This is a genomic window from Streptomyces sp. NPDC004658 (assembly GCF_040609555.1).
Taxonomy (GTDB): Bacteria; Actinomycetota; Actinomycetes; order Streptomycetales; family Streptomycetaceae; genus Streptomyces.
Genome location: NZ_JBEXKG010000202.1, coordinates 1 through 11512, shown reverse-complemented (window position 1 = coordinate 11512; position 11512 = coordinate 1). Strand labels below are relative to the sequence as shown.

Annotated in this window: 11 protein-coding genes and 1 pseudogene; 2 read left to right on the top strand and 10 right to left on the bottom strand. The window is 73.8% G+C overall.

The annotated features are described in order from the left end of the window. The 5 genes from ABZV94_RS36770 to ABZV94_RS36750 all read right to left on the bottom strand — a co-directional run. On the bottom strand, window positions 1-541 hold a 541-nt coding region (locus tag ABZV94_RS36770; protein ID WP_356348520.1), incomplete at its 3' end, for a helix-turn-helix transcriptional regulator. Between the two features lie 83 nt (window positions 542-624). Continuing rightward, window positions 625-1290, bottom strand: coding sequence for a response regulator transcription factor (locus ABZV94_RS36765; protein ID WP_356348518.1), 666 nt, complete (start codon window positions 1288-1290; stop codon window positions 625-627). Window positions 1291-1326: 36 nt separating this feature from the next. After that, window positions 1327-2496, bottom strand: coding sequence for a sensor histidine kinase (locus ABZV94_RS36760; RefSeq protein ID WP_356348516.1), 1170 nt, complete (start codon window positions 2494-2496; stop codon window positions 1327-1329). Between the two features lie 216 nt (window positions 2497-2712). Then, window positions 2713-3186: a DUF3017 domain-containing protein gene (locus tag ABZV94_RS36755; protein ID WP_356348513.1), complete on the bottom strand. Its 474-nt coding sequence runs from the start codon at window positions 3184-3186 to the stop codon at window positions 2713-2715. After that, window positions 3176-4030, bottom strand: a complete 855-nt coding sequence (locus tag ABZV94_RS36750) for a bifunctional methylenetetrahydrofolate dehydrogenase/methenyltetrahydrofolate cyclohydrolase (protein WP_356348512.1) — start codon at window positions 4028-4030, stop codon at window positions 3176-3178. Before ABZV94_RS36750 ends, ABZV94_RS36755 begins: the two co-directional genes overlap by 11 nt. Before the next feature lie 236 nt (window positions 4031-4266). Here ABZV94_RS36750 and ABZV94_RS36745 point away from each other — a divergent pair, with 236 nt between their 5' ends. After that, the gene (locus ABZV94_RS36745; RefSeq protein WP_356348510.1) at window positions 4267-4869 is read left to right on the top strand and encodes a hypothetical protein; all 603 of its coding nucleotides are present in this window, start codon (window positions 4267-4269) and stop codon (window positions 4867-4869) included. A 106-nt stretch (window positions 4870-4975) separates the two neighbouring features. On the opposite strand, the gene ABZV94_RS36740 is transcribed toward ABZV94_RS36745, so the two are convergent. The 4 genes from ABZV94_RS36740 to purN form a co-directional block, all read right to left on the bottom strand. Continuing rightward, window positions 4976-5620, bottom strand: coding sequence for a response regulator transcription factor (locus tag ABZV94_RS36740; RefSeq protein ID WP_356348507.1), 645 nt, complete (start codon window positions 5618-5620; stop codon window positions 4976-4978). Next, entirely contained in the window at window positions 5584-6906 is a 1323-nt protein-coding gene (locus tag ABZV94_RS36735) for a sensor domain-containing protein (RefSeq protein ID WP_356348505.1), read from the bottom strand. The genes ABZV94_RS36740 and ABZV94_RS36735 overlap by 37 nt, the downstream gene beginning before the upstream one ends. A 422-nt stretch (window positions 6907-7328) precedes the next feature. Then, window positions 7329-8891: a bifunctional phosphoribosylaminoimidazolecarboxamide formyltransferase/IMP cyclohydrolase gene (gene purH / locus ABZV94_RS36730; RefSeq protein ID WP_356348502.1), complete on the bottom strand. Its 1563-nt coding sequence runs from the start codon at window positions 8889-8891 to the stop codon at window positions 7329-7331. Further along, entirely contained in the window at window positions 8888-9526 is a 639-nt protein-coding gene (purN, locus tag ABZV94_RS36725) for a phosphoribosylglycinamide formyltransferase (protein ID WP_356348500.1), read from the bottom strand. The genes purH and purN overlap by 4 nt, the downstream gene beginning before the upstream one ends. A 295-nt stretch (window positions 9527-9821) precedes the next feature. On the opposite strand from purN, the gene ABZV94_RS36720 reads away from it, so the two are divergent. Further along, window positions 9822-10805 carry a hypothetical protein gene (locus ABZV94_RS36720; protein WP_356348498.1) on the top strand — a complete coding sequence of 328 codons (984 nt, stop codon included), beginning with the start codon at window positions 9822-9824 and terminating at the stop codon, window positions 10803-10805. Window positions 10806-10811: 6 nt separating this feature from the next. Here ABZV94_RS36720 and ABZV94_RS36715 read toward each other — a convergent pair. Then, window positions 10812-11512, bottom strand: a pseudogene (locus tag ABZV94_RS36715) (hypothetical protein); the annotation flags it as partial.

The window sequence follows — 11512 nt, the reverse complement described above, 5'->3', positions numbered from 1 at the left end:
CCGCGTCCGAGCCGTCACCGGCGCCGGCACCGTCCGGCACGCTGTCGCGGACGCCGGCGGCAGCCGAGTCCGCCGGCTGGGCCGGGATCTTCGGCGAGACACCGGCGGGGCCGGCGATCCCCGGCGCGGCCGCGAGGCCACCGCCCTCACCCGCACCGGCACGGAGACCGGAGCCGCGCCCGGTCCCCTCCCTCGGTACGGCGAGGTCGCCCAGGGCCGCCTGGGACTCGGTGATGCCGATGGCCTGGAGCGTGTGGTCGTCGTCCGACTCCGCTCGGGTCCAGGACCGTTCGGCCCGTTCCCACAGGGTGGTCAGGGGGCCGGGGTCGGTGCCCGTGGCCTCGGCGAGGGCGATGACCGCGCCCTTGGGGGCGAGGAGCCGGCCGCCCAGGTAGCGTTCCCAGGAGGTCTTGCCGTAGCCCGTGCGATCGGCCAGTGCGGCGGTGCTCAGGCCACCGCGGTCGGCCAGTCGCCGCAACTGGACGGTGAACTCCCTCATCTGCGGGTCCAGATCCTCCGGCAGGGCACTCCACCGAGGCATCGCCTACCCCCTCTTCCCCTCTTCCCCCGTGTTCCGTGCAGGTCGCGCGGTACGCGCCGACCAAAAGGATGCCAGGGACGCGGTCAGCCGCCGGGGGTCACCAGCCCCGTCTCGTACGCCAGCACCACCGCCTGCGCCCGGCTGCCGAGGTCGAGCTTGGTCATGGTGCGGTTCAGGTGGGTCTTGACGGTGGCCTCGCTGATGTAGAGGCGGTCGGCGATCTCCAGGTTGGACAGGCCGCGGGCGGTGAGTCTGAGGACCTCCACCTCGCGGGAGGTGAGCACGCCCAGGTCGGGCGGGGGCGCGGTGTCGGCGGGCGCCTGCTGGCGGGCGAAGGCCTCCACCAGGCGCCGGGTGACGCTGGGCGCGAACAGGGCGTCGCCGCCGTCGACCGCGGTGACCGCCGCCAGCAGCCGCTCGGGGCCGGAGTCCTTCAGCAGGAAACCGGACGCGCCGGCGCGCAGCGCGCCGTACACGTACTCGTCGAGGTCGAAGGTGGTCAGCACCAGGACCCGGGGCGGCCGGTCGGTGGCCTCGGCGAGGATCCGCTCGGTGGCCTCGATGCCGTTGACACCGGGCATCCGGATGTCCATGAGGACGACGTCGGGCCGGGTCTCGGCGGCGAGCCGTACGGCCTGTTCGCCGTCTCCCGCCTCGCCCACCACCTCGAAGCCGGGCGCCGCGTCCAGCAGCCCGACGAGTCCGGCGCGGATGAGGAACTGGTCGTCCACGACGAGCACTCTGATCATTTAGTACGGTCGTCCCCCTCGGCCGTGCGCCGTCCCTCACCGCTCCGCTTCCCGCGCGCCCCCGCGGTCGCGTTGGGCGGCCGAGGTCGGCAGGGTCAGCCGGACCTCGTAGCCGCCCTCGGTGCGTGGGCCGACGCTGATCGTCCCGCCGTAGAGCGTGGCCCGCTCCCGCATGCCAATCAAGCCGTGGCCGCCACCTGTGGGCATTCTGTCCGGATCCGCCCCCTCGCCGTCGTCGGTGACGCGGACGGTCAGCTCCTGGGCGCCGTACCGCAGTTCCACGCGCGCGTGTGCGGGACCGGCGTGTTTGAGGGCGTTGGTGAGGGCTTCCTGCACGACGCGGTAGGCGCACAGTTCGACGCCGGGCGGCAGCGGGCGGGCGGTGCCCTCGACGGCGAGGTCCACGGGCAGGCCGCCGGCCCGCACCCGGTCCACGAGTTCACCGAGCCGGGCCAGGGTGGGCATGGGGGCCCGCTGCGGGGCCTCGGGGTCCTCCTCGCGCAGCACCTGGAGCATGCGGCGCAGTTCTTCCAGGGCCTCCCGGCTGGTGTCCGCTATGGTGCCGAGCGCGCCGCGCGCCTTGCCGGGGTCGGAGTCGAAGACGAACCGGGCGAGCCCGGCCTGCACGGAGATGACCGACATGTGGTGCGCGACGACGTCGTGCAGTTCGCGGGCGATCCGGCCGCGTTCCTCGGCGACCGCGCGGCGGGCCCGCTCGGCCTGTTCGGCGTGCAGCCGACGGGTGAGCTCGGCGCTGCGGCGGGCCAGGTGCCCGAACCAGACGAGCACCGAGCTGTAGAGCAGGGCCTGGCCGACCACGGAGGCCATGGAGGGGGTGTCGCTGACCACGCCGGCGTACACCCAGACCGCGCAGGTGCAGGCGGCGCAGGCGAGGGCGGTGTGCGGCGGGCGGACGGAGGCCACGGTGTACAGGGCGAGCATGGCGCCGAAGGTGCACACCACCGGCCAGTAGCCGAGGCTGATGTAGCCGGCCGCGGCGGCCTCGACGAGGGCGAAGACGGCGAGGGGGTGGCGGCCGCGCAGGGCGACCGGGAGGTGGGCGAGGGCGACGAGGGCGTAGGCGCGGGCGCCGAGTTCCGGCCAGCCCTGGGACCGGGACTCCTGCGCGACCAGGACGGCCACCACGGCCATGGCCACCGCGATCAACGCGTCCACGACGAGCGGGCGGGGGGTCCTCAGTCGCATCGCCGCAGGGTAACGCGCACGGCCGCGCCCGGGAGTCAACCGCGCGCGGTACCGCGGAAGTTGCAGCGGTAACCGTCGTACGCCCCTGGACGGTACGGCGGTTGGGCCCAGGGGTGGACGCGGCGCGCGGGGCACGGCCGTAGCGTCGGGAACGGGGACACGGCAGGTGGCCCGCGTCCCCGGGGGAGTCGCGGGCCACCTGCCGTACCGAGCGCGCTACTTGTCGAGCGTGAAGTGCAGGATGTCCTTGAGGAAGGGGATCTGCAGCCACGGTTTGGGCTGGGCCATCATCGCGAGCAGCACGATGGCCAGGCCCAGGACGCCGTAGGTGACGATGTCGGTGAAGCGGGAGCGGACGGCGAGCATGCCGACGCTGGGCAGCGTCCAGCGCATGACCGCACCGGCCAGCAGGGCGGCGCCGATCAGCAGGGTGCCGTAGCGGAACACGTCGAGCGCGGTCAGCAGCAGGCCGAGCGCCACCGTCGACAGCACCACGAGCACGGGCCACTGCCGGGCGGGCGCCGGGGCGTCGCCGGCCGCGGCCCGGCCGCCGCCCTCGGGGCGGGCGGTGTCCCTGGTGAACAGCGGGAAGCGGCGGGTGACGCGGCGCGGGCGCCCCTCGGCGTCAGGGGCGCTGATCGCGTCGCGCGCGGTCGGCTCCGCCGACCCGCGGGTGTCCTCAGCCGGCACTGCGCTCCGCCGCCTCGACCACGTTGACCAGCAGCTGCGCCCGGGTCATCGGGCCGACGCCGCCGGGGTTGGGGGAGATCCAGCCGGCCACCTCGGTCACATCCGGGTGGACATCGCCGACGATCTTGCCGTCGGCGTTGCGGGAGACGCCGACGTCCAGGACGGCCGCGCCCGGCTTGACGTCCTCGGCGCGGATCAGGTGCGGGGAGCCGGCCGCGGCGATGATGATGTCGGCCCGCTTCAGGTGGGCGGAGAGGTCACGGGTGCCGGTGTGGCACTGGGTGACGGTGGCGTTCTCGCTGCGGCGGGTGAGCAGCAGCGGCATGGGACGGCCGATGGTGACACCGCGGCCGACGACCACCACCTCGGCGCCCTTGATCTCCACGCCGTGGCGGCGCAGCAGGGTGAGGATGCCGTTGGGGGTGCAGGGCAGCGGGGCCGGCTCGTTCAGGACGAGGCGGCCGAGGTTCATCGGGTGCAGGCCGTCGGCGTCCTTGGCCGGGTCCATCAGCTCCAGGACGCGGTTCTCGTCGATGCCCTTGGGCAGCGGGAGCTGGACGATGTAGCCGGTGCAGGCCGGGTCCTCGTTCAGCTCGCGGACGACCGCCTCGATCTCCTCCTGGGTGGCGGTGGCCGGCAGCTCCCGCTGGATGGAGGCGATGCCCACCTGGGCGCAGTCGCGGTGCTTGCCGGCGACGTACTTCTGGCTGCCGGGGTCGTCCCCGACCAGGATCGTGCCGAGGCCGGGCGTGACGCCCTTCTCCTTCAGCGCCGCCACGCGGGCGGTCAGATCGGACTTGATCTCGGCTGCGGTGGCCTTGCCATCGAGAATCTGGGCGGTCATGGTCCCATCCTCGCGGATGACCCGGTCCCGGTTCCAATCCGGGTGTCACGGTGTGATCAGCGATGTTGCACTTGCACAACACCTGACGCCTCCGGCTGGACAAGTAAGAGCCTGTTAAAGAACGATGAGCGGACAGTGCCGCGGGCAGTACCGGGGGGACGGACCGCATCTGTAGAACTTCCTCCGAACCGTGCCGCGCGTCGTCCCCGCACTTGAGCAGACGGAGGAAGACCGCCATGAGCTTTGGCGACCCCAACAACCCTTACGGCCCGCCGCAGGGCCAGCAGGGCGGCTATCCGCAGCAGGGCCAGCAGCCCGGATACGGCTACCCGAGCGCCCCGCAGGGCCAGCCCGGGTACGGCTACCCGGCCGCGCCGCCGGTGCAGCAGCCGTACGGCTACGGTGTGCCGATGGAGATGCCGGGCCTGATCAAGACGGCCCGGGTGCTGCTGTTCATCCTGGCGGGCTTCCAGTACCTGGCCGGGCTGTTCCTCGGCATCGCCGCCGGCGCCGCGCAGGACGTCTCCAACGGCATCGGCTCCGGCGACGACACCAGCACGGCCACCGGTGTGCTCATCGCGTTCGCACTGCTGATGCTGGCGCTGGGGACCCTGTCGATCTTCCTGGGCGTGAAGTTCAAGAAGGGCGGCGGCGGCATCCGCGTCACGACGATCGTGTACGCGTCGCTGCTGCTGCTCGGCAGCCTGGTGAACATCGTCAACGGCGGCGGCGGTTCGGCGACCTTCGGCGGGGTCATCTCCCTGGCCTTCGCCGGCATCATCCTCGCCTCCATGGTCAACGGCTCCGCCTCGGCCTGGTTCAACCGCCCCCGGTACTGAGCCGCCCGGCGCCCGGCACCACTCCAGGGCCGTGTCCCGTCCGCCCGGACGGGACGCGGCCCGGTGTCGTCTTTGGCGGCCGGCCGGGCGCACCGGTCCGGCCGGCTCACTGGTCCAGGTAGGCCAGCACGGCCAGGACGCGGCGGTTGTCGCCGTCCGCCGGGAGGAGGCCGAGCTTGGTGAAGATGTTGCCGATGTGCTTGACGACGGCCTTCTCGGTGACGAACAGGGCCTGCGCGATGCCCGCGTTGGAGCGGCCCTGGGCGACGAGTTCGAGGACCTCCCGCTCGCGTTCGGAGAGGCTGCCGACGGATGCGTCGCGCTCCTTGCGGACCATCAGCCGGGAGACGACCTCGGGGTCCATGGCGGTGCCGCCCGCGGCCACCCGCTGGACGGAGTCCAGGAACTGGCCGCCGTTGGTGACGCGGTCCTTGAGCATGTAGCCGACGCCCCGGCCGCCGCTGGTGAGCAACTCGCGGGCGTAGAGCGGTTCGACGTACTGGGAGAGCAGCAGCACCGGAAGCTCCGGATTCCGCTTGCGCGCGGCGAGGACGGCGCGCAGGCCCTCGTCGGTGAAGCCCGGCGGCAGCCGGACGTCGACGACCGCGACGTCCGGCTGTTCCCGTTCCAGTGCCGCGAGCAGGTCGGTGCCGTTGTCCACGGCGGCCACCACGTCGTGGCCGTAGGCCCCGAGCAGGCGGATCAGCCCGTCCCTCAGGAGGAAGTGGTCTTCGGCGAGGACAATACGCACGGGATCTCCATCGTCACCATCGTCGGCCCGCCCACGGGACTGCTCACGGCCAGCACGCCGTCGAAGGTGGCGAGCCGGCGCTCGATGCCGCGCAGACCGGTGCCGCGGGAGGCGTCGGCGCCGCCGTGGCCGTCGTCGGTCACGGTGATGTGCAGCGTCCCGCGATCGTGACGAAGGTCGATCCAGGCCCGGGCGGCCCCCGCGTGCTTGGCGGCGTTGGTGAGGATCTCGGAGACGGCGAAGTAGGCGGCGGACTCGACGGGCATCTCGGGACGGCCGGGCAGGTCGACCCGGACCTCGGTGCGCACCGGGCAGGTCATCGCCAAGGCCCGTACGGCGTCGGCGAGTCCGCGGTCGGCGAGGACCGGCGGGTGGATGCCGCGGACCAGGTTGCGCAGCTCCTCCAGCGCCGCCGAGGACGACTGCCGGGCCTCGACGAGCAGGGCGCGGACGGCCTCGGGGTTGGTCTCCAGCAGGTGCTCGGCCGCGTCCAGGGCCATGCCCATGGCGACCAGACGGGCCTGGGCGCCGTCGTGCAGATCGCGCTCGATCCGGCGGATCTCGGCCATCTGCGTGTCCACCGCGTCGGAGCGGGTGGCGGCCAGGTGCTGGATCCGTCCGGCCATCCTCTCGCTCTCGCTCGGCGCCAGCATCGCCCTGGTGTAGAGGGCGTGCCGGCGTACCGCGCGCGGGGCCGCCCACAGGGCCAGCGGCAGTTGCAGCAGTCCGAGGACGCCGGCGAGCACCGCGGTGGCCCGGCCCTCGATCGGGATGAACTCGTACCACAGGCCGTCCCACTCGGTGGACAGCGGCACCCCGAAGAAGGCCAGGAAGACGCCCCAGACGCCGCTGAGGATCAGCGCGAGCGGGAAGAAGGCGAGGAAACCGCCGGCGATCGGGTCCGTGAGCACCCAGACGTACTCCCGCCGGGTCTGCGGGTCGCTCATGATCCAGCGGTAGCGGGCGACGGCACCGGAGGCTCCGGCGGGCGCGGGTGGCAGCGGTCCGGGCGGGCCGGGGATCTCCACGCCCGCCCAGCGCCGGGCCAGTTCCCGCTGCCGCGCGGCCAGGCCGCGCACGCCCTCCATGGCCCGCGGCACCATGCCGAGACCGGGACCGACCAGGCTGATCGCGCCGGACACGGCGAGCGAACGGCCGAAGGCCGCCATCGACAGCCAGCACAGGGCCACCACCCGGCGCAGACCGGTCAGCCCGGCCGACACCGAGAATCCTCTGATCGCCCGCGGCGGGCGGACTCCGCCGAGCTGCGTCGTGCGGTCGTCCATGCGACTCGCTCCTTCCTGGCCTTGCTCCGCCGTGCGCGGCGCCGGTGCCGTACGTCCGTCGTGGTCCGAGGGGCCCGCACTCATTGTGGTGGCCGGGGGGCCGGGAAATCGGTGGTGAAAACCCCCCTCTTGGGGCCCGTCCCGGCCATCTCCCGTCAGGGGGCGACGCCCGCGAACGGTCCAGCCGCCCCTGCGTCACCCGCACCCGCGCGCTGTGGCCGAGCCGTCCGGCAGCCGCACGGGGCGACCGGCGACGTGGCCCTGTCCAGGCCGAAGTCGACGCCCCTCTTCGCCTTCTCGATGTCGAGCGGGCACGGTGCGGGCCTGGAGCACGTACGTCGTGCTCGGACGGATGGCGTCCGGATACGGCCGAGTCCCGCCCGTCGGGGACGGGCGGGACTCGGCGGGGCGGCGGGTGCGGCTCAGTGGAAGAAGTGGCGCGTCCCCGTGAAGTACATGGTCACGCCCGCCTTCTTGGCGGCCTCCACGACCTGCTCGTCCCGGATCGAACCGCCCGGCTGGACGATCGCCCGGACACCGGCGTCGATGAGGATCTGCGGGCCGTCCGGGAAGGGGAAGAAGGCGTCGGAGGCCGCGTAGGCCCCCCGGGCCCGCTCCTCGCCGGCCCGCTCGACGGCCAGCTTGCAGGAGTCGACGCGGTTGACCTGGCCCATGCCGACGCCGACCGAGGCGCCGTCCTTGGCGAGCAGGATCGCGTTGGACTTCACCGCACGGCACGCCTTCCAGGCGAAGGCGAGCTGCTGCAGCTCGTCCTCGCCCAGCGCCTCGCCGGAGGCCAGCGTCCAGTGGGCGGGGTCGTCGCCCTCGGCCTGGAGCCGGTCGGCGACCTGGAGCAGCGCGCCGCCGTCGATCGGCTTGACCTCCACCGGGTGCGCGGGGCCCTCGGGGCAGCGCAGCACGCGGATGTTCTTCTTCTTGGTGAGGGCCTCCAGCGCGCCCTCCTCGTAGTCCGGCGCCACGATGACCTCGGTGAAGATCTCCGCGACCTGCTCGGCCATCTCCTTGCTGACCGGGCGGTTCACGGCGATGACCCCGCCGTACGCGGACACCGGGTCGCAGGCGTGCGCCTTGCGGTGCGCCTCGGCGACGTCCGCGCCGATCGCGATGCCGCACGGGTTGGCGTGCTTGATGATCGCGACGCAGGGCTCGGCGTGGTCGTACGCGGCACGGCGGGCGGCGTCCGTGTCCGTGTAGTTGTTGTACGACATCTCCTTGCCGTGCAGCTGCTCCGCCGCCGCGAGCCCGCCCTCGCCGGAGGTGTACAGGGCGGCGGGCTGGTGCGGGTTCTCGCCGTAGCGCAGGGTGTGCGCGCGCTCCAGGCTGGAGGCGACGAAGTCGGGGAACTGCGAGTCGTCCGCCGGCGCGTAGGAGGAGGCGAACCAGGAGGAGACGGCGATGTCGTACTCGGCCGTGTGCCGGAACGCCTCGGCGGCCAGCCGCTTGCGGGCGGCGAGGTCGAAGCCGCCGTCCTTCACCGCGGCGAGGACGTCGGTGTACCGCTCCGGGCTGGTGACCACGGCCACCGACGGGTGGTTCTTGGCGGCGGCGCGGACCATGGACGGGCCGCCGATGTCGATCTGCTCCACGCACTCGTCGGGCGAGGCACCGGAGGCGACCGTCTCGCGGAACGGGTAGAGGTTGACGACGACCAGGTCGAACGGCTCCACGCCCAGCTCGGCGAGCTGCTCGCGGTGGCTGTCCAGACGCAGGTCGGCGAGGATGCCGGCGTGCACCTTCGGGTGCAGGGTCTTCACCCGGCCGTCCAGGCACTCGGGGAAGCCGGTCAGTTCCTCGACCTTGGTGACCGGGACGCCGGCGGCGGCGATCCGCCCGGCCGTCGACCCGGTGGAGACCAGCTCCACACCGGCCTCGTGCAGCCCGCGGGCCAGCTCCTCCAGGCCGGTCTTGTCATAGACGCTGACGAGCGCGCGACGGATGGCCCGCTTGTTGCTCTCGGCGGTCACTGGATAACTACCTTTCGTCCCTCGATGCGATAGCCGTTGCGGGCGAGCCGCCCCACGACCTCGACGAGCAGCCTTCGCTCGACTTCCTTGATGCGCTCGTGCAGCGCGCTCTCGTCGTCCTCGTCCCGCACCTCGACCACGCCCTGGGCGATGATCGGGCCGGTGTCGACGCCGTCGTCGACGAAGTGGACGGTGCAGCCGGTGACCCTGGCGCCGTACGCGAGCGCGTCACGGACTCCGTGGGCCCCCGGAAAACTGGGCAGCAGGGCCGGGTGGGTGTTCACGAACCGCCCGCCGAACCGCGCGAGGAACTCCTTGCCGACGATCTTCATGAAGCCGGCGGAGACGACGAGGTCGGGCCGGTGGGCGGCCACGGCCTCGGCGAGGGCGGCGTCCCACTCCTCGCGGGAGCCGTGGTCCTTGACCCGGCACACGAAGGTGGGGATCCCGGCGCGCTCGGCGCGGGCCAGCCCCTCGATGCCGGTGCGGTCCGCGCCGACGGCCACGACCCGGGCGCCGTACGCCTCGGCGCCGACGGCGGCGATCTCGTCCAGCAGCGCCTGGAGATTGGTGCCGGAGCCGGAGACCAGCACGACGAGGCGCTTGACTGCCGGGCCGGCGGAGGTGGCGGCCACGATGGGGCCCTTTCTGGGGTTGCGGTCCGTGTACGGCCGGATCCGTACGGCTGGTTTGTACAGTCGTACGAATGCTTCACGCCCCCGGATACGGGGAAGTCTACGAAGCGGCCGACCGTCAGCAACGATACCGGCACTCGGGAAGGGGCCCCCGGGACGGGTGGGCGGCCGGACGGTAGCGTTCGCAAGGAGTCACGAACGAGCAGCCCCGGGAACGCGGTCGTCGTGCGGTGCGTTCACGGGGTGGAAGCTCATGTCGGACAGCCGTAGTCACCCAAGGGAAGACGCTCTTTTGATGCCCGATCGCAGTCTGCGACTCCTCACGTTCCCGCCGCGCCCGGCCCAGGGAGGCGAGCGTGGCGCCGCGCTGCTGCGGGAGCGCCCGACCTCGCCGCCCACGCAGTCGCCGCGGGGTGGTTCCGGCCGAGGGGGCGTCGGACGAGGAGGCTCCGGGCACGGCGGCTCCGGGCACGGCGGATCGGGGTGGGGCGGCGCCGGCAACGGTTCCGGTGCGGGTGGCGAGCGGCCGGACGACAATCCGTTCGCGCCGCCGCCGGAGGACGCTCCGGACCAGCCGTGGCGGCCTCGTCATCACGGCGGCCCGTCCGGCGCGGGGCACGGGCAGGGTCACGGTCCGGGCCAGGGCGGTCCCGGATCCGGGCAGGAAGGCCAGGGGCCGGGACACGGCCCCGGTCCGGGGCAGGGGCAGGCTCCCGGTCACGGGCCCGGTGGCGGACAGGCGCCCGGTGGCTACACCCCCTGGGGCAGTCAGTGGAGCGATCGGCAGCCCGGCCGCTCCCCCGGCGGCTTCGGCGAACGCCCGGGCGGCGGCCCGCAGGGCCCCGGCGGACCGGCCGGCCCCGGCATGCGCTGGGACCCGACGGACCCGGCCCAGCGCCGCGCGCGGTACGCCCTGCTCTCCGGCATGTGGGCGGTCTTCTTCGCCCTGTTCAGCTGGCCCTACGTCGCCCTGCTGCTGGGCGCGCTCGCCCTGTACTGGGGCATCAGCGCCCTGCGCGCCCAGCCCCGCCGGCCGTCCCCGGACGCCCCGGCGGCCCCTGGGGCCCCGGCCGGCCGGCCGCAGACCACGGCGGCCGTCAGCGGCCTGGTCACAGCGGGCCTGGCGCTGGTCCTGGTGGCCTCCACCTTCACCGTCCAGTTCGTCTACCGCGACTACTACACCTGCGTCAACGACGCCCTCACCCACGAGGCCAAGCAGTCCTGCGACACCCTGCTGCCCCGTGAACTGCGGGGCGTCCTGGGCTCGGACAACGGCTGAGGCCGCTCACTCGGAGGAGCCCGCGCGGGGGCCGGGGCCCAGGCCGGGGCCGGGGCCGGAGTCCGGGCTGAGGCCGGGGCGGGGCCCGGGGCGAGGGCCGGCGTCCGGTTCCGGCTGAGGCTCGTCATGTGCCTCGGGGTGTGCCCCGTCGTGCGCCTCGGGGTGCGCGTCGGCCCGTGTTTCCGTGCGCGGCCGGGGCGCGGTGCCGGGGGCCGCGTCCTCCGGAGCGTCCTCACGGGCGTCGTCCGGGGTTCCCGCCGCCTCCTTCAGCGCCGCCCAGCGGGAGGCGCGGGCGACGTCGTCGTGCCAGCTGCCGGCCACGGGCTCGGCGACCGGCGCCTGGTACGAGGTCGGGACCGGCGCCGGGTACGAGGTCGGGAACGCGTCGTCGGCGGGAAGGACCTCGTACGGGTCCTCCTCCGCTCCGGTCGCACCGGCCACCGCCCCCGGCCGAGCGGTCGTACCCCCCTTGCCGTCCCTGCTCCGGCCCCACCCCGTGAGCCTGCCCGCGGAGTCCCCGCTTCCCGTACCGCCACCGGCCACGACCGGCCCGCCCTGGCCCCGCACCCCTTTGCCGGCGGCCTTGCCGGAGGCCCTGCCCGCGTCTTCTCCGGCGGCCTTGCCGGCCCCGCCCGCGTCTTCGCCGGCGGCCCGGTCCGCGTCCGGGCCCGTGGCCGCCGCCTCAGCGGCGTCCGCCGTGACACCCG